Here is a 16,696-nt window from a genome sequence, read left to right on the forward strand (position 1 = left end):
TACGCCACGCCAACGACACGATCCCCTTCATTTGACTCTGTTAGCAATCTGAAATGGGGCATAACGCCCCATTTTTGTGTCTGGTGGTTTATAGCCGTTATCAGGAATTTTTACGGCTGCGAATAGTCATGGCGAGGCGCGCTGGCGCATCAGTGGTGGCGACTAAAGGCTTATTGACTCGGGCTGTTTCCACGCAAACCATGGTTTTATAACCCTCATTTGGCATGTCAACCATGCTACTGGACAGCTCAGCACCTGGATTCCAGGCAACCACATCACTTTGGTGATGATGGTGTACTTCAATGGTACGTTTCAGCACGGCATCTTTTATCAGGCTGTAGGCTTCTGGTTGTGTGTAGATCCTGTCAGTCTGGCCGTTAAATACTAAATCCCCTTGTTGGCTGGCATCGGCAACTTTCAGTACCTTATCAAAGTATTTTTCACCTAACCCACTGATTTTAACCTGGTCAATATCGCCAATTTGGAAATAGGAGTGTAATGCGGCAACGGATTGATAATCGCCGTGTGATTCCAGCTCCATTTCGCATTCATCACCCAACTTAAAGCGGGCAATCAACGTGAATGCGTGTGGCCAAAGTTTGCGTGAAGCATCACTGTCTTCCAAGGTAAAGGTCAGGATAACCCCGTTTTCATTCTCATCATGGGCGCTGAGTGCCCATGGCAGTAAACGAGCAAAACCATGAGACGGTTGTGCAGATGGGCCAAACCAAGGCCAACAAATAGGCACACCACCACGGATGGCGACACCTTCTTTAAATGGAGTGTTATTACTCAGCCAAATAACAGGCTGTTCACCACTGGGTTGGTAGGCCAGCAAATGAGCACCTTGTAGGCATACTGCTGCACGCACCTTCGGATGAGAAACCACCACCACCGGCAATTCATCCAGTTGACGTTGGCTGATGTAAGGCGACATTTGTTCAACAACAGGTAGGGTGAATACTTTCTCGTTCATTCGTTTGGCCTTATGGGAAAGGGGGCTTGAGATCCATTGAACTTCAGACTTTCGATAATATCACAGCCTTTGAATCTTGCAGTAAACGTAGAGTACTGCAGTGGTGAATCATTGATATTGCGCAATTTATTATCGCCACTACGGCCATTATGTTACTTCAGACGTATGGGTTTTATCAGGCTTTCTGCTGGGATGCCATACATGTTGTGCAGCTTCCAAATCATTGGCAGGGTGAGGCTACGTTTACGATTGAGTATTTCATAAACGCGATTACTTCTGCCGATAGCGGGCACCAGATCTTTTACTGTCAGACCCGATTGTTCCATCCGAAATTTAATGGCTTCAACCGGATCAGGTAAATCTACCGGAAAGTGTTTTTTCTCGTAGTCTTCAATTAAAATAATCATCACTTCTAAAAAATCACCTTCTGGGGTATTCAGTTCTGGCGGGTTATCAAACAGGGGGGATACTGCTTTCAGCGCTGCGCGATAATCGTCTTCATTGCGAATTGGTCGTATATTCATCAACTACTCCATCTCTATATTGTTCGCATCGACAGCATCGTATTGCTTATGCGAACCAATAAATTTTATGTATACAGCGCCAAAGCGATAAGCAATGGCGGTAATCATCCGATAATCATTCCCTTTGATGTTAAACACCACCCGGCGGCTTTTAAGAATACTCGCGCTACCGAACTGGGCTTTTATATCATTGGGTGTAACCCATTGAGCATGCTTAACTTCATCAATCCAGGCTGTTAGTGGCTGTTCTGTATCTCGATGTTTAGCCCAAAAGGTGGTTAACGTACTGATGGCGATGATTTTCATAATAGTGAGGATAGTCCCTTGCTGGGACTGACGCAAGTTAAATGTCCCATAGTGGGACTTTGACGCGCATCCGTCCGTAGATATTAGTGTCTTTAGTGGTGTGTTCCAGAGGGTAACGATACTTGCGGGTACACTGCCAACCGAAAGTGCGCAAATGCGAAGCGTCTCGACATTTAATGGCAGCAGTAGGGGAGGTGATACCACACAGTTGATGAGCAATAAAAAATGATGAGCAATAAAAAAGCCACCCGGAGGTGGCTTTTGGTAGAAATCTACATCAATCCATTATTTGGAGATGTGAGAGATCAGATCCAGAACTTTGTTTGAGTAGCCAGTTTCGTTATCGTACCAAGAAACCAGTTTCACAAAGTTGTCATTCAGCGCGATACCCGCTTTAGCATCGAATACTGAAGTCAGTTTTTCGCCGTTGAAATCGGTAGAAACAACGTCGTCTTCGGTGTAGCCCAGAACGCCTTTCAGCTCGCCTTCTGAAGCCGCTTTGATAGCAGCACAAATTTCTTTGTAAGAAGCTGGTTTTTCCAGACGTGCAGTCAGGTCAACAACAGAAACGTTAGGGGTAGGAACGCGGAACGCCATACCGGTCAGTTTACCGTTCAGTTCTGGGATGACTTTACCCACTGCTTTAGCAGCACCGGTAGAAGAAGGGATGATGTTCTGGGATGCGCCGCGGCCGCCGCGCCAGTCTTTATGAGACGGGCCATCAACAGTTTTCTGAGTGGCAGTAGTTGCATGCACCGTGGTCATCAACGCTTCAACGATACCGAACTTGTCGTTGATAACTTTAGCCAGTGGAGCCAGGCAGTTAGTGGTGCAAGAAGCGTTAGAAACGATTTCCTGGCCAGCGTATGACTTGTGGTTAACGCCCATAACAAACATCGGGGTGTCGTCTTTAGAAGGACCTGTCAGAACCACTTTTTTCGCGCCAGCAGCGATGTGCTTACGTGCCGTTTCGTCGGTCAGGAACAGGCCAGTTGCTTCAGCAACAACGTCAACGTTAACGTCGTTCCACTTCAGGTTAGCTGGATCTCTCTCTGCGGTAACACGGATGGTTTTACCGTTAACAACCAGATGGCCGTCTTTTACTTCTACAGTACCGTCGAAACGACCGTGGGTTGAGTCGTATTTCAGCATGTACGCCATGTAGTCAGCGTCCAACAGATCGTTGATTGCAACGATTTCGATGTCAGAACGTTCCTGAGCAGCACGGAAAACAATGCGACCGATACGGCCAAAACCGTTGATACCTACTTTGATAGTCATATATTCCACCAGCTATTTGTTAGTGAATAAAAGGTTGGTTGTAAAATTACAAAAACCTTACCGAGCGTCAAGCGGAATCGTGTCAATTATTGCTAAAAATCAAATCGAGGGCAGTCGATTGAGCATTAATTACGCGTTTCCAAATACGATTAGCCTAATCTTTATATTTGGGCTAATTATTAAGTTTAAAGTGAAAATCAGTAATATTTGCGATTTTTATTACATTTATACTGTTGCCACTTCGATGGCATACAGTTTAGGACAATTTTAACTGCTTTGTTGTTAATTTTTTGTTATTATTAGACGTTGTTTTCGTTGACTTTATCCCCTGCCAGAGAACCGCACAAATGGCTAAAGAACTGAACCCTACAGAAAATATTGAGAAACTGTCCGATATTCAGCGGCATGTCACCCAACAACGGGGGACGGAAGCGCCTTTTACCGGTAAATTACTGCATAATAAACGCGATGGTGTATACCAATGTGTGTGTTGCCATCAGCCGCTTTTCATCTCAGAATCAAAGTTTGACTCTGGCTGTGGTTGGCCCAGTTTCTACCAGCCGATTGATGCTGAGTCTGTGCGCTATCTTGATGATTATGCTCATAATATGCATCGGGTTGAAATCCGTTGTGGTCATTGTGATGCCCATTTGGGCCATGTTTTTCCCGACGGCCCTCAACCTACCGGGGAGCGTTATTGTGTGAATTCGGCGTCACTGAATTTTGTCGATGACCAAAATGGTGAGCAGACTGCGGGCTGAGTGCCGACTAATATCAGGGGGGTTGTTAACACCGTGGTTTGTGGCGGCATAACTGGGTTGACGAAGGTGTAGTTTGTGAGGCGCAGCTTGGTATATGAAAAATCGATTCAGCTTATTATTCGTTTATTTAAGGATGCTCTGATGGAGCTTGAAGACCTGATTTCAGTAATGACACCCGAAATTTACCAACGTTTGGTACACGCGGTAGAGCTGGGTAAATGGCCGGATGGTGTGGCACTGACACCCGCGCAGAAAGAAAACAGCCTGCAAATGGTCATGCTGTGGCAAGCCCGTCATAACGAGAATGCTCAGCATATGAGCATTGGTACTGATGGTCAGATTGTGATGAAAACCAAGCAAGAGCTGAAGCAGCAATTTAGCCAACCGATACTGGCAACATTGAAGCCTGAGTAAGCTTTTTTTAACGATATTATCGGCGTAAAAGGGGCAACTCACTGCGCCAATATGAGCGCAGTGGTATTTGTTTAATGATCAAACCACTCCACTGCTGAATTTTTCTGACAAGATTGGATTACAGCAAGAAATTGTTCCAGCGTCAGCATATGTGCTCCCGCATCACTCATTGCATTAAAGGCTTGTTGACTATCTTGTGGTTGCCGGTTTACCCCCCGGCAACCGTCACAGATCACGGTCGTTTCATAACCCAAGGCCAATGCATCCAATACGCTATATTTCACGCAGTAATCAGTGGCTAACCCCATAATGTACAAACGTTCTATCTCTCGCTGCTTAAGCCACGCATCCAGTGGGGTTTTAGTTCGTTTGCCGTTATCAAAAAAAGCACTGTAGCTGTCAATGTCAGGGTCTTGCCCCTTACGAAAAACCTGCGCAATAGCATCTTGTTGTAACTGAGGATGAAAAGCCGCTCCAGACTTACCCTGCACGCAATGTACTGGCCACCATACTTGTGTCAGCCCATCTAACTCACCCACAGTACCCGCTTGCGCATTTGAATTGATGGCGAAACTACGGTGTTCAGCAGGGTGCCAATCCTGACTGGCAATAACCGGTATCTGTTGGATAAGGCAGGCATTGATGGCCTGATTAGCAATGACAATAACCTGCTCACCTTCAGCAACTGCCAACGCGCCACCTGGACAGAAGTCATTTTGTAAATCAATTAAGAGCAGTGCTGTATTCATTAGTATACCACAGGATCAGTTAGTATCAGTTAATTCACCACGCAGGTTTTGTTGCATTAACCGACGAATATCTTCAGGGAATAGTGCTTGACTTAACAAATAATGCAGCTTTGTCAGTGCAGCTTCAACCGTCATATCAAAGCCACTGATAACGCCAGCGTTAGCCAACGCATTACCGGTTGCGTAACCTTCCATATTGACTCTGCCGGAAATACATTGGGTCAGATTCACCACCACAATACCGCGATCGCTGGCATTTTTTAATTCGTCCAGTAACTCGGCTTTTTGTGGGGCGTTGCCCACACCATAAGATCGTAAAATAAGCGCCTTAACCGGTTGCAACAAGAAGTTACGCACCACCGCACCCGATATCCCAGGATAAATGGTGACCACTCCAATCGGTTGAGGTGTAATGCGATGAACCATCAGCGGCCCGTTATTAACCGGCGACTCAACTGATGCCATGCGACGAATATGGATACCAGCTTCGAGTAATACAGACAGATTCGGTGAGGCAAAAGCATCAAAACCATCCGCATGAGCTTTAGTGGTTCGATTGCCACGGAACAGTTTATTGTTAAAGAACAGACTGACTTCATTTACCGGGTGATTAGCCGCCAGATAGAGGGCATTTAGCAAGTTGGTTTGCCCGTCAGAACGCAACTCAGCCAAGGGGATTTGGGAGCCGGTGACAATCACGGGTTTAGCCAAATTCTCTAACATAAAGGAGAGGGCTGAGGCAGTAAAGGCCATGGTGTCAGTGCCATGCAAAATCACAAAACCATCGTATAAATCGTAGTTCTGCTGGATATCATTGGCGATATGCTGCCAGTCCTCAGGTGTCATATCTGAGGAATCAATCAATGGAGCATATTCATGGATAGTAAAATCTGGCATTTCGGGCCGATGGAACTCAGGCATTAGAGCAAGTTGGCGTTGCAGGTGGCCGGACACGGGGATGTATCCATGATCTGATCGTTGCATACCAATAGTCCCGCCCGTATAGGCGACATAAATAGATTTCTTCTGCATGAGCATTAGGGCCTGAAAAGTGGTAATGAATAAGATGGATCAATTATAGGGAGACTGGCGGGGAAAAAAAGCCCGACAGATGCCGGGCTGAGTTTATTAGCGTACATCACCACAAGTTAGGCATAACGCATAACGATTCTGCGGGTCATTCAGCGTATTAAGTAAACCTGGCTGATCTTTAACGGCCTGTGCTATGGCCGAGATGGGTGCCGGTAACCATGCCTGAATGGCGGTGGGTAATATTGCCTGCACAGACACACTCATTTGGCCGAAAATTAAATCGCTGAGACTTGGATCATCAACAAACCAGTTCAACTGCCAGGTCTTCAGTTGTGCCAGTTCAGCGACTTTCTTAACGGCATCATCAAAGTCACCTAACTGATCCACCAGACCATTATTTTTGGCATCAAGACCAATCCACACATGGCCTTGAGCGATTTGATCCACTTGCTCTGGGGTCTTGTGACGAGAGGTTGCGACCAGATCAATAAAGGTCTTGTAGCCATTTTCGATATTTATTTGCATCATCTGAGAGAATTCAGGTGGCAAATTTTTGGTAACCGAAATATCAGCCAGTGGTGAAGTGGCGACACCGTCAGTATGCACACCAATGCTTTCCAGTGAATTCTGGAAGGTATTAATCACGCCGAAAATACCAATCGAACCGGTTAGGGTGCTCGGGCTGGCAACGATATAGTTAGCCGGTGTTGATATCCAGTATCCACCGGATGCTGCCATACCCCCCATTGATACTACCAATGGTTTCTTTGCCGCACGTAATGCAGCCAATTCGGAGCGAATCAACTCAGAGGCACTCACGCTGCCCCCTGGGCTGTTTACCCGCAAGATAACGGCCTTAATCTTCGGATCCAAACGAGCCTGCCGAATTTGGGCCGCCAACGTATCACCCCCGACGTTACCTGGGGTCTGCGGGCCATCAATGATAGCGCCGTTAGCAAAGATAACGGCTATCTGCCCACCTTGCTGTGGTGCTGGCGTTGGTTGGTAGTCATAAATGCTGACGTAATTGAAGTCGTTATTCTTTTTATCCCAGCCGAATTTGTTGATCAACTCGGTTTCTACCTCTGGGCGTGAGGCCAATTGATCAACCAGTTTACTGTCCAGAGCATATTGCGCCGGAGAACCGCCTGCGGCCTGTAAGCCACTGATAACCCCCGCCGCGCCAGGGAACAGTTGTTCTGGCGTTAACTGTCGGTTCGCGGAAACAGCAGTAAGATAATTTTGCCATAACCCTCCAATCCAACGGCTGTCAGCCTCACGGGCGGCAGGTGACATATCATCACGGATCATCGGTTCAACCGCAGACTTATAGGTACCGACGCGGAAGATATTGGTGGTGACTTTGAGTTTTTCCAGTAACGATTTGTAATAAAGGTTATTGCTAGCGAAACCGTGCAGATCGACGGCCCCTTGTGGCGACAGATAAATTTTATTAGCAAAGCTGGCTAAATAGTACTGACTTTGATTATAGCTATCACCAATAGCATAAATCGGTTTACCGCTGTCACGAAATTCCCGCAGCGCTTTGCCGATATATTGCAATGAGGGTTGGTCTGCCCCGGTAAAATCACTCAATGACAGCACCAAACCGTTAATATTGTCATCGGTTTTTGCCAGACGAATAGTCTCTACAATATCAAATAAGGAGTTTTCTTGTAGGCGATTACTGGATGTGCCTATTAACATGCGCGCCCATTGACGCAGTTTATTATTCACTGCGGGCTGATCGACTACCACGCCACTTAAATTAACGAGCAATGCGCTTTTAACCGGTTCAGCCGGTTTACTTTGGAACTGAAGGTAAAGACCGACACCTACCAAAATCAGCAGTATCAGGAAAAGATTAAGAATAAACTCTCTGACAAAATTCAGCAGACGCCAGGTCCACTTGAAAAAGCCAGCAATGATTCGCCACAAAGTGCGCATGTTATCTCCAACAAAACCGAGCAAGTCTGTTTATCCTAATGACCTGACGAACAAAAGTCAGCTTTAAATCACTGTTAAGCCTAGCCGAAAGGTCAACACTGGCAACAAAATGATAACTTATGCTACCGTGCTGAAAATGAAAATCGTTATCAGGAGAATATAATGGATGCGTTAGAACTGTTACTTAACCGCCGATCGGCGTCGCGCTTAGCTGCTCCAGCCCCTATGGGTGAGGCATTGGACCATATAATCCATGCTGGCATGCGGGCACCTGACCATGGCGCATTGCAACCATGGCACTTTTTTTTAATCGAAAATGACGGTCTGGAGCGTTTTAGTCAATTGTTACAAAAAGCGGTTCAGCAGGATGGTGCCAATGAAGCTGTACTGGAAAAAGCGAAGCAGGCTCCTTTCCGCGCGCCGCTGATTATCACGGTCATCGCCCATGTCACGGAAAATCCCAAAGTACCCAATTGGGAACAAGTGGTTTCAGCCGGCTGTGCGGTGCAAGCCATGCAGATGGCGGCGCTGGCTCAAGGCTTTAATGGCATTTGGCGTACCGGCTCCTGGACTCACCATCCGGTTGTTCGTAAGGCGTTTGACTGTCGCGAACAAGATGAAATTGTCGGTTTCCTCTATCTTGGGACACCACAATTAAAATCAGCGACCAAAGTGATACCACCGGATTACACTGCTTTTGTTAGCCATTTCTAAGAGTTATAGGTTATTTCTCAGGTTATACATCGCAGCTTGTGCTTTTTATCGACAACAAGCTGCGTTTTCGCCTGCTTTGTGAGCAACCTATCTGCCCGGCAGTGGCTATCTACTTACCAAACCACGTTATAGACGCTACCATAGGTACCCTGGGGTTTTGCCTTATCTGCATTATTCCTGACCAAATTACTGACTTATTGATTTAACTGCTTATTACTGACCATCAGACGGGAGAGTGTTATGACATCGCCAGCGATACGTCTTACTCAATACAGCCATGGAGCCGGCTGCGGTTGCAAGATTTCACCCAAAATTTTGGATAAAATTTTGCATACTGAGCAACAAAAATGGCTAGATCCCCGGCTGTTAGTAGGAAACGAAACCCGTGATGATGCAGCAGTTTATGATATTGGTAACGGTGTCGGTATTATCAGTACCACCGATTTTTTTATGCCGATCGTTGACGATCCTTTCGATTTTGGCCGAATAGCCGCCACTAACGCCATTAGTGATGTCTATGCGATGGGCGGCAAACCGATTATGGCGATTGCGATACTGGGCTGGCCAATAGATAAATTGGCACCAGAAATCGCCCAACAGGTTATCGACGGTGGGCGCTATGTTTGCCAGCAGGCGGGTATTTCCTTGGCAGGTGGCCATTCCATTGATGCACCAGAACCGATTTTCGGTTTGGCGGTTACCGGTATTATCAGCACGGCGCAGGTTAAGAAAAACAGTGGAGCCAAGGCGGGTTGTAAACTGTTTCTGACCAAACCGCTGGGTATCGGTATTCTGACCACGGCGGAAAAGAAAAGCAAATTGCGTCCTGAGCATCAAGGAATTGCCACCGAAACTATGTGCCAGTTGAATAAGTCGGGTGCTGACTTTGCCCATATCCCCGGTGTCACGGCGATGACTGATGTTACTGGGTTCGGTCTACTGGGGCATTTGAGTGAAATTTGTCAGGGATCCGGTGTTCAGGCAACGCTACATTTCTCTGTCATCCCACGGTTACCTGCGGTCGAAGAGTATATTGCTGCCGGCTGTGTGCCGGGAGGGACGGGGCGTAACTTTGACAGTTATGGTCATCTGATTGGCAATATGTCTGATCTGCAAAAACAATTATTATGTGATCCACAGACTTCCGGTGGTTTGCTGCTCGCGGTATTACCTGAGGCTGAGGCACAAATACAGGCGATTGCTGCTCAATATGGTATGAGGCTCAGCCCGATTGGCGAGCTAAGTTCAGTGGATAACCACCGGGCGCTGATTGAGATTACAGAATGACCTTTTCTTTGATGTCCTTTCCTTTGATGTATTCGTGCGGTGAATGATGCGACTTTTTATTGCTGAAAAACCCAGCTTAGCGCGGGCAATTGCCGATATTTTGCCAAAGCCGCATCGTCGAGGCGATGGATTCATTGCCTGTGGTAGTGATCAAATGGTGACCTGGTGTGTGGGTCACTTGCTGGAACAAGCCCAGCCTGATGCTTACGATAGCCGCTATGCACGCTGGTCGTTGGCTGATTTACCTATCATTCCCGAAAAATGGAAATTACAGCCACGGCCCTCGGTCAGTAAGCAATTAAATGTTATTAAACAACTTTTACAGCAGGCCGATGAAGTGGTTCATGCCGGTGACCCGGATCGCGAAGGGCAACTTTTGGTTGATGAGGTATTGGATTACCTCGATTTGGTGGCAGAGAAACGGCAAAATGTGCGGCGCTGCCTGATTAACGATTTAAACCCACAAGCGGTTGAACGTGCTGTGGAGCGTTTACGTTATAATCGTGAATTTATCCCATTATGTGTTTCTGCTTTGGCCCGTGCCAGAGCTGACTGGCTGTATGGCATCAATATGACACGCGCCTATACCATTCTTGGGCGTAATGCGGGTTATGACGGTGTTTTGTCAGTAGGGCGGGTACAAACACCGGTATTGGGGCTGGTGGTGCGCCGTGATGAAGAAATTGAAGACTTCATCTCCAAAGATTTTTTTGAGGTAAAAGCCCATATCGTCACCCCTGCTGATGAGCGTTTTATCGCGCTATGGCAGCCGAGCGGCTCCTGTGAGTCGTATCAGGATGAAGAAGGGCGTTTATTACACCGGTCATTAGCTGAGCACGTTGTGACCCGCATCACGGGCCAGCCCGCATTTGTTACATCTTATAATGATAAACGGGAATCAGAAACAGCACCGTTACCTTTCTCCCTATCAACCTTACAGATTGAGGCGGCCAAACGCTTTGCTCTAAGTGCTCAGCAAGTGCTGGATATTTGTCAGCGTTTATATGAAACGCACAAATTGATTACGTATCCGCGTTCAGATTGCCGATACCTACCAGAAGAGCATTTCGCTGGGCGTCATTCGGTGCTGAATGCTATCAGTATTCATCAGGCAGATTTATTGCCGCTAGATGTAATGGATAGTGATAGGCGCAATCGTTGTTGGGATGACAAAAAAGTCGATGCCCACCATGCAATTATCCCAACGGCCCGGGCAAGTAAAGTGAATCTGACCACCGATGAAGGCAAAGTATACCGCTTGGTGGCGCAGCAATATCTGATGCAGTTTTGCCCTGATGCGCAGTTCCGTAAATGTGTTATTGAATTGGATATTGCCGGCGGGAAGTTTGTCGCTAAGGCGCGTTTTTTGGCTGAAGCGGGTTGGCGTACCTTGCTCGGCAGCAAGGAACGTGATGAGGAAAACGAAGGCGCGCCATTGCCAGTGGTCAAGAAAGGCGCTGAGCTATTGTGTGAGCATGGTGAGGTTGTGGAGCGTCAAACTCAGCCACCAAGGCCATTTACCGATGCTAGCTTGTTATCTGCCATGACGGGAATTGCGCGTTTTGTACAGGACAAAGAGCTAAAGAAAGTGCTGCGAGCCACCGATGGATTGGGCACTGAGGCGACGCGAGCCGGGATTATTGAGCTACTTTTCAAACGCACTTTCTTATTTAAAAAAGGGCGCTACATACATGCAAGCCCGGCCGGAAGAGCGTTGATTCATGCGTTACCCGATATTGCGGCTCGGCCGGATATGACGGCACATTGGGAGTCGACATTGACACAAATCAGTGAAAAAAACTGTCGATATCAGGATTTTATGCAACCGTTGGTGGCGACATTGCAGGATTTAATTGGTCAGGCAAAGCAAAATCGATCACCTCAGGTTTTTCGCGGATTGCCAGCAGCACCTTCTGGAACGATAACTAAGCGTAAAAAAACACCATCTAAGGCCAAGGAGAATAAGTCATGAGAACATGGGTACTGCTGGGTTGTATTAGTTTTGCTACGTTTATTTCCGGTGCGGCAATGGCTAATCGTAACAATGTTGATGTTGTCGTCCCCCTGCCTCCAGAGATATGGAATAACTCATCAAACCGTAACACTAACAATAATCTGTGCACACGCTGCTGTATTTATCAAAATCAGAATTATTCGGAAGGCGCTGTATTACGGGTAGAAGGCGAAGTCTTGCAATGTGTGCGTGACTCTAGCGTGGTGGGCACTAATCCACTGATCTGGAAAAGATTAACCCGCTAGTACCTGGCGTTTTAGTGCAATAAAAGCATCCAATAGTGGGATATCGGCTGGTGCCAGAGGATAATGATAAGCATCCTCTGGCACCAGCCAGACAATAGCTGAGTGACAATGTAACACTGGCTCACCACTGAAGGTGTCAATGTGCCAGGCATGTAGTCGGATGGTGTATTGCTCCGAATCCCACTGATTGGTGGCGATATATCTTGCTACCATCGCCTCAATATTTAACTCTTCGGCAAGTTCACGTATTAGCGCTTGTGGTTGGCTTTCACCAGCGTCAACTTTCCCACCTGGGAACTCCCACAATCCAGCCTGATCGCGGTCTGCGTCTCGTTGCGCGAGTAAAATTTTGCCGTTTCGTTCAATAATTGCGGCGACGACATCAATCATTTTTTATTTATCCAACGCCGGTGGCTGGTTTGTACTGTTAATAAATGGCCCTCTATTTGAACAGGGCTTATCACCAACGTTATTAGAGCGCGAATTCGGACCATACTGGCGCATGATCTGATGGTTTCTCCATCCCGCGGATCTCGTAATCAATACCTGTTGCAATACAGCGGGCTGCCAGTGGTTGGCTTGCCAATAATAAATCTATACGCAGTCCTCTATTTTCATCAAAGCCCCGTGAACGGTAATCAAACCAAGAAAATTGATCATTACAATCAGGATTTGCTGCACGGAATGTATCAACCAGGCCCCAATTTTGTAGACGCTCTAGCCATGCACGCTCTTCAGGCAGGAATGAACACTTACCGGTGCGCAACCAGCGCTTACGACTCTCTTCACCGATACCAATATCCAGATCCGTTGGGCTAATATTGATATCTCCCATAATCAGCACCTGAGCATCCGCTGAAAGCTGTTGTTCCAGATACTGCTGTAAGTCAGCATAAAAACGTTCTTTTGCAGGAAACTTTATCGGATGATCGCGACTTTCTCCCTGAGGGAAATAGCCATTAATAACAGTTAAAGGGCCTTGTGGCGTTGCAATATCAGCCATGATAATACGGCGCTGAGCATCTTCTTCATCAGTAGGGAAGCCACGGCGAATAGCTAAAGGTTCTTGTTTAGTTAGCAGTGCAACACCGTAATGGCCTTTTTGCCCATGATAAAAAACGTGATAGCCATGCTTACTGACATCATCAAGGGGAAACATATCATCGTGTACTTTAGTTTCCTGAAGTCCGATAACATCTGGTTGATGTTGCTCGATTATTGCGGCCAGTTGATGAGGGCGAGCACGTAGGCCATTGATATTAAAAGAAACAAACTTCATGGTTAGCACCGTTTTTTGCTAAAAAATGATCTCAAATATTAGCAGATACAGAATAAAAATGTAATGCGTCAGCAGTGAATAAAGAAAGCGAATGATTTATCATTATCGTAATAGATAATGATAAATCATTTTTATTTAAACCAGACTCTCTGACTTCTTCATTAATTTCATGTGTTATTCATTAATGGTTGTTTTGAAATAGTTTATGATATGACGCTCTCTTCTTTAAATAAATGGTCTAATAGAGAATTAAATGCGAAATGTTATTCAAAAACTCCATTCACTATAATGTAATATTTTTATCTTTAATATATAAAAATATAATGCCATCAGATGTTATTCCGGCCTGAAATGGGTATTCTAAAATGTTATTTATTTTTTCATCCTCAACGAATTATTCGTTTTTGATGGTGATGAATCTTTTATCATAACTGGGTGTGTTAACTAATTTTGTAACAGGGAGAATAAAAAATAGTTATTTAATATCATGGAACTACGGTGATTTGTCTGTTAAAAGTGTGTGTAATATCGAGATGTTAATACACGCGTTTACTTAATGCATGATTATTGAATATGCAGGTTTAGATGGCTGTTTTTGCGCGATAATATCTTTATTATTAATCAAGTAATTATTATAAATAAAGTTTATGCAATTAACTTATTGAATATTGAACTATATCTACAGCTAGTATTATTAATATAGGCAGACCTGTCGTTTTTCTCTGATAAATATTAACACAAAGGATTAGTGAATTATGTTTCTATCTCGAAAGCTAGAAGCCTTTATGGCTGTGGTCGAAAATGGCTCGTTGAGTAAGGCTGCAAGAGTGATGAACAGGACTACACCGCCAGTGGCTAAGTCGATAAAAGACTTTGAAATTATAATAGGGAAAAGACTTTTTAAAAGAGAGAAGTTTGGTATGAGTTTAACGAGGGATGGTGAAGTTTTGTATAATGATCTGAAAGATTTGTATCAGCAAGAAAAAGAAATCACTAAAAAACACCTTACCGGTCATGTATCCAATGTCATCAATATTTACTATGATTGGGGTAAAAGTGAAAATTTGACAAGTTTGTATAAAGTGGCTGAAAAAAATAACATTCAAGCTAATATAATTAAATTTTACTATGAAAACATTGATGAAATTGGAGACTATGATGGAAATTCACTTATTCTTTCATCAGAAAAAATTTCCAGTGAACGATTTATGCTGTTAAATGAAATACCAGACAGCGGTTTTGGTATCTATGGCCGTAAAGATATAATTAATGGGAGTCAAGATGTTATAAATATTCTTCATAAGAATGTTTGGTTATGTAATCCGACATTATATAGAAGTGATTTTGTTAAGAATCTTGAAAAATCAGTTAAAAAACAATATGATAAAGTTAGTGTTAGACAGGTGGATAACTTGGCTTGTTGCTTGAATTTTATCTACTCTGGTAGATATATATGTATTACAGATTCAATAATGGATGATTTTAATGGTGATTCTAAGCTGGGATTTATAAATTTATCAAGTTTTAATAATGAGAATAAGTTATATTTTTATAAATCACGTTCACATTCAAGTGTATTAAATAAACTCATTGATTATATTTACACACTGATATGAAACTGCCCCAGCTATTAACCGTTGTCTCGCTACGCTCGGCGCGAACCTTATCGAAGGTTCTTACCTTCCCCACTGTGAGTACTATTTTAATTAATTGTATGCTGGGAGGTTTGAGATACTAGACAATGTGGTGGTGGGGGAAGGATTATTCGTCACGTTGTTCCTCACCCTTCGGGCCGCCGCTGCGCGTCGTTGTCTCGCTACGCTCGGCGCGAACCTTATCGAAGGTTCTTACCTTCCCCACTGTGAGTACTATTTTAATTAATTGTATGCTGGGAGGTTTGAGATACTAGACAATGTGGTGGTGGGGGAAGGATTCGAACCTTCGAAGTCGATGACGGCAGATTTACAGTCTGCTCCCTTTGGCCGCTCGGGAACCCCACCACAGAGTTCGTGGTCTTTATAGCAGAATACATGGACTAAACTGAAACTTAATGGTGGTGGGGGAAGGATTCGAACCTTCGAAGTCGATGACGGCAGATTTACAGTCTGCTCCCTTTGGCCGCTCGGGAACCCCACCACTGGCCTAACTACTTAGCAATACTGTCTTGGTAAGCGGGGCGCATCATATCAAATGAAACGCCCCTGTAAAGACGTGAAATGAAAAAAATAATTCGTTCGATGCTTTTTTGTTCTCAGCGATGCTTATATGGACAAAAAATATCTATTTATTGTGTGCTTACAGAATAACCGTACGGTTACCATACACAAAAACACGTTGCGCCAAAACACGATACAGAGCACGGCTCAAAACATTTTTTTCCACATCACGTCCAGCTCGCATCATATCTTCAGCAGTATATGAATGATCAACATGAATCACATCTTGCATGATAATTGGGCCTTCATCCAAGCTGTCATTGACGTAGTGAGCGGTGGCACCAATAATTTTCACCCCTCGTTCATAAGCTTGATGGTAAGGGCGAGCGCCGATAAATGCTGGTAAGAATGAATGGTGGATATTAATAATCTGGTAGGGGAAACGCTGAACAAAGGCTGGCGTCAGTACACGCATGTACTTAGCCAGTACAACATAATCGGGTTGACATTGTGCAATCTGCTCAATCAAACGCTGATCATGTTGATCACGGGTTATACCTTCATGGCTGATTAGGTGGAAAGGTATATCAAAGCGCTCGACCAAGTTCTGGAGTGCATCGTGGTTACCAATGACCGCCGCAATTTCGACATCCAAGCCACCATAGGCGCTCTTCATTAATAAGTCGCCCAGGCAATGCGCTTCTTTCGTGACCATAATGACAATACGACGCCGCCCCGCGGTGTGTAATTCGCGGTTAGTCCCTTCTGGTAATGCATCGTCCAAATCTGCGAGTAGGGTAGCGTCATCAAAAATACCCTCAAGCTCGGTACGCATGAAAAAACGACCCGTCAAATGATCAACGAATTCATTATTCTGTACAATATTTAACTGATGCTTGTAGCAGATACTCGTGATTTTTGCGATTAAACCTTTGGCATCAGGACAAATAGTGCGTAACACTTTCTTTTGAACATTCTGGTGTGGCATAAGGTGGTACATCCTGTCTTAAC

Annotated in this window: 17 protein-coding genes, 2 tRNA genes and 1 other RNA gene; 7 read left to right on the forward strand and 13 right to left on the reverse strand. The window is 45.0% G+C overall.

Annotation, left to right across the window (positions count from 1 at the left end; genetic code table 11):
• Positions 1 to 100 precede the first annotated feature (100 nt).
• The 4 genes from AEP37_RS01230 to gapA all read right to left on the reverse strand — a co-directional run bounded on the left by AEP37_RS01230 (position 101) and on the right by gapA (position 3,087).
• On the reverse strand, positions 101 to 976 hold the full coding sequence (locus AEP37_RS01230; protein WP_049608620.1) for a D-hexose-6-phosphate mutarotase: 876 nt from the start codon (positions 974 to 976) through the stop codon (positions 101 to 103).
• 152 nt (positions 977 to 1,128) lie between these two features.
• Positions 1,129 to 1,500, reverse strand: coding sequence for a helix-turn-helix domain-containing protein (locus AEP37_RS01235; RefSeq protein WP_049608624.1), 372 nt, complete (start codon positions 1,498 to 1,500; stop codon positions 1,129 to 1,131).
• Positions 1,501 to 1,503: 3 nt separating this feature from the next.
• On the reverse strand, positions 1,504 to 1,806 hold the full coding sequence (locus AEP37_RS01240) for a type II toxin-antitoxin system HigB family toxin (protein ID WP_049608627.1): 303 nt from the start codon (positions 1,804 to 1,806) through the stop codon (positions 1,504 to 1,506).
• A gap of 285 nt (positions 1,807 to 2,091) precedes the next feature.
• Positions 2,092 to 3,087: a glyceraldehyde-3-phosphate dehydrogenase gene (gene gapA, locus AEP37_RS01245; RefSeq protein WP_049608630.1), complete on the reverse strand. Its 996-nt coding sequence runs from the start codon at positions 3,085 to 3,087 to the stop codon at positions 2,092 to 2,094.
• Positions 3,088 to 3,434: 347 nt separating this feature from the next.
• Here gapA and msrB point away from each other — a divergent pair, with 347 nt between their 5' ends.
• Together msrB and AEP37_RS01255 are read left to right on the forward strand one after the other, a co-directional pair.
• On the forward strand, positions 3,435 to 3,848 hold the full coding sequence (gene msrB / locus AEP37_RS01250; RefSeq protein WP_049608633.1) for a peptide-methionine (R)-S-oxide reductase MsrB: 414 nt from the start codon (positions 3,435 to 3,437) through the stop codon (positions 3,846 to 3,848).
• A 141-nt stretch (positions 3,849 to 3,989) separates the two neighbouring features.
• Complete coding sequence (locus AEP37_RS01255; RefSeq protein WP_049608972.1) at positions 3,990 to 4,262, forward strand: YeaC family protein; 273 nt, start codon at positions 3,990 to 3,992, stop codon at positions 4,260 to 4,262.
• A gap of 71 nt (positions 4,263 to 4,333) precedes the next feature.
• On the opposite strand, the gene pncA is transcribed toward AEP37_RS01255, so the two are convergent.
• The 3 genes from pncA to sppA form a co-directional block, all read right to left on the reverse strand.
• Positions 4,334 to 5,011: a bifunctional nicotinamidase/pyrazinamidase gene (gene pncA, locus AEP37_RS01260; protein WP_049608636.1), complete on the reverse strand. Its 678-nt coding sequence runs from the start codon at positions 5,009 to 5,011 to the stop codon at positions 4,334 to 4,336.
• A gap of 15 nt (positions 5,012 to 5,026) precedes the next feature.
• Positions 5,027 to 6,043: an asparaginase gene (ansA, locus tag AEP37_RS01265; protein WP_049608639.1), complete on the reverse strand. Its 1,017-nt coding sequence runs from the start codon at positions 6,041 to 6,043 to the stop codon at positions 5,027 to 5,029.
• A 96-nt stretch (positions 6,044 to 6,139) separates the two neighbouring features.
• Entirely contained in the window at positions 6,140 to 7,990 is a 1,851-nt protein-coding gene (gene sppA, locus AEP37_RS01270; RefSeq protein ID WP_049608642.1) for a signal peptide peptidase SppA, read from the reverse strand.
• Between the two features lie 162 nt (positions 7,991 to 8,152).
• Here sppA and AEP37_RS01275 point away from each other — a divergent pair, with 162 nt between their 5' ends.
• From AEP37_RS01275 to AEP37_RS01290, 4 genes are all read left to right on the forward strand, one after another.
• A complete protein-coding gene (locus AEP37_RS01275; RefSeq protein WP_049608646.1) occupies positions 8,153 to 8,704 on the forward strand; it encodes an NAD(P)H nitroreductase in 552 nt (183 codons plus the stop codon).
• 240 nt (positions 8,705 to 8,944) lie between these two features.
• Positions 8,945 to 9,991 (forward strand): selenide, water dikinase SelD, encoded by a 1,047-nt coding sequence (gene selD, locus AEP37_RS01280; protein WP_049608649.1) that lies wholly within the window; start codon positions 8,945 to 8,947, stop codon positions 9,989 to 9,991.
• Positions 9,992 to 10,037: 46 nt separating this feature from the next.
• Positions 10,038 to 11,963, forward strand: a complete 1,926-nt coding sequence (locus AEP37_RS01285; protein ID WP_049608652.1) for a DNA topoisomerase III — start codon at positions 10,038 to 10,040, stop codon at positions 11,961 to 11,963.
• Positions 11,960 to 12,250 carry a DUF1496 domain-containing protein gene (locus AEP37_RS01290; RefSeq protein ID WP_049608655.1) on the forward strand — a complete coding sequence of 97 codons (291 nt, stop codon included), beginning with the start codon at positions 11,960 to 11,962 and terminating at the stop codon, positions 12,248 to 12,250. The genes AEP37_RS01285 and AEP37_RS01290 overlap by 4 nt, the downstream gene beginning before the upstream one ends.
• On the opposite strand, the gene AEP37_RS01295 is transcribed toward AEP37_RS01290, so the two are convergent.
• Together AEP37_RS01295 and xthA are read right to left on the reverse strand one after the other, a co-directional pair.
• On the reverse strand, positions 12,239 to 12,640 hold the full coding sequence (locus AEP37_RS01295) for a pyrimidine (deoxy)nucleoside triphosphate diphosphatase (RefSeq protein ID WP_049608657.1): 402 nt from the start codon (positions 12,638 to 12,640) through the stop codon (positions 12,239 to 12,241). The genes AEP37_RS01290 and AEP37_RS01295 overlap by 12 nt on opposite strands.
• 82 nt (positions 12,641 to 12,722) lie before the next feature.
• Positions 12,723 to 13,529 carry an exodeoxyribonuclease III gene (xthA, locus tag AEP37_RS01300; protein WP_049608659.1) on the reverse strand — a complete coding sequence of 269 codons (807 nt, stop codon included), beginning with the start codon at positions 13,527 to 13,529 and terminating at the stop codon, positions 12,723 to 12,725.
• A gap of 755 nt (positions 13,530 to 14,284) precedes the next feature.
• On the opposite strand from xthA, the gene AEP37_RS01305 reads away from it, so the two are divergent.
• A complete protein-coding gene (locus tag AEP37_RS01305) occupies positions 14,285 to 15,145 on the forward strand; it encodes a LysR family transcriptional regulator (protein ID WP_049608662.1) in 861 nt (286 codons plus the stop codon).
• A 128-nt stretch (positions 15,146 to 15,273) separates the two neighbouring features.
• Here AEP37_RS01305 and AEP37_RS24135 read toward each other — a convergent pair.
• The 4 genes from AEP37_RS24135 to purU form a co-directional block, all read right to left on the reverse strand.
• Positions 15,274 to 15,400: non-coding RNA, RtT sRNA (locus AEP37_RS24135), on the reverse strand.
• Positions 15,401 to 15,444: 44 nt separating this feature from the next.
• Positions 15,445 to 15,529: transfer RNA gene (locus AEP37_RS01310), tRNA-Tyr, on the reverse strand.
• 51 nt (positions 15,530 to 15,580) lie between these two features.
• Positions 15,581 to 15,665 (reverse strand) — tRNA-Tyr (locus AEP37_RS01315).
• A gap of 159 nt (positions 15,666 to 15,824) precedes the next feature.
• A complete protein-coding gene (purU, locus tag AEP37_RS01320; RefSeq protein ID WP_049608665.1) occupies positions 15,825 to 16,673 on the reverse strand; it encodes a formyltetrahydrofolate deformylase in 849 nt (282 codons plus the stop codon).
• Positions 16,674 to 16,696 lie beyond the last annotated feature (23 nt).

The sequence above is a fragment of the Yersinia pekkanenii genome, assembly GCF_001152565.1.
Classification (GTDB): domain Bacteria; phylum Pseudomonadota; class Gammaproteobacteria; order Enterobacterales; family Enterobacteriaceae; genus Yersinia; species Yersinia pekkanenii.

Bases quoted from the DNA above. Each gene is read 5' to 3' on its own strand.
- gapA (WP_049608630.1), bottom strand. From the start codon at position 3,087: ATGACTATCAAAGTAGGTATCAACGGTTTTGGCCGTATCGGTCGCATT.
- AEP37_RS01230 (WP_049608620.1), bottom strand. From the start codon at position 976: ATGAACGAGAAAGTATTCACCCTACCTGTTGTTGAACAAATGTCGCCT.
- AEP37_RS01295 (WP_049608657.1), bottom strand. From the start codon at position 12,640: ATGATTGATGTCGTCGCCGCAATTATTGAACGAAACGGCAAAATTTTA.
- selD (WP_049608649.1), top strand. From the start codon at position 8,945: ATGACATCGCCAGCGATACGTCTTACTCAATACAGCCATGGAGCCGGC.
- pncA (WP_049608636.1), bottom strand. From the start codon at position 5,011: ATGAATACAGCACTGCTCTTAATTGATTTACAAAATGACTTCTGTCCA.
- purU (WP_049608665.1), bottom strand. From the start codon at position 16,673: ATGCCACACCAGAATGTTCAAAAGAAAGTGTTACGCACTATTTGTCCT.
- AEP37_RS01275 (WP_049608646.1), top strand. From the start codon at position 8,153: ATGGATGCGTTAGAACTGTTACTTAACCGCCGATCGGCGTCGCGCTTA.
- AEP37_RS01305 (WP_049608662.1), top strand. From the start codon at position 14,285: ATGTTTCTATCTCGAAAGCTAGAAGCCTTTATGGCTGTGGTCGAAAAT.
- AEP37_RS01235 (WP_049608624.1), bottom strand. From the start codon at position 1,500: ATGAATATACGACCAATTCGCAATGAAGACGATTATCGCGCAGCGCTG.
- xthA (WP_049608659.1), bottom strand. From the start codon at position 13,529: ATGAAGTTTGTTTCTTTTAATATCAATGGCCTACGTGCTCGCCCTCAT.
- AEP37_RS01290 (WP_049608655.1), top strand. From the start codon at position 11,960: ATGAGAACATGGGTACTGCTGGGTTGTATTAGTTTTGCTACGTTTATT.
- ansA (WP_049608639.1), bottom strand. From the start codon at position 6,043: ATGCAGAAGAAATCTATTTATGTCGCCTATACGGGCGGGACTATTGGT.
- msrB (WP_049608633.1), top strand. From the start codon at position 3,435: ATGGCTAAAGAACTGAACCCTACAGAAAATATTGAGAAACTGTCCGAT.
- AEP37_RS01285 (WP_049608652.1), top strand. From the start codon at position 10,038: ATGCGACTTTTTATTGCTGAAAAACCCAGCTTAGCGCGGGCAATTGCC.
- AEP37_RS01240 (WP_049608627.1), bottom strand. From the start codon at position 1,806: ATGAAAATCATCGCCATCAGTACGTTAACCACCTTTTGGGCTAAACAT.
- sppA (WP_049608642.1), bottom strand. From the start codon at position 7,990: ATGCGCACTTTGTGGCGAATCATTGCTGGCTTTTTCAAGTGGACCTGG.
- AEP37_RS01255 (WP_049608972.1), top strand. From the start codon at position 3,990: ATGGAGCTTGAAGACCTGATTTCAGTAATGACACCCGAAATTTACCAA.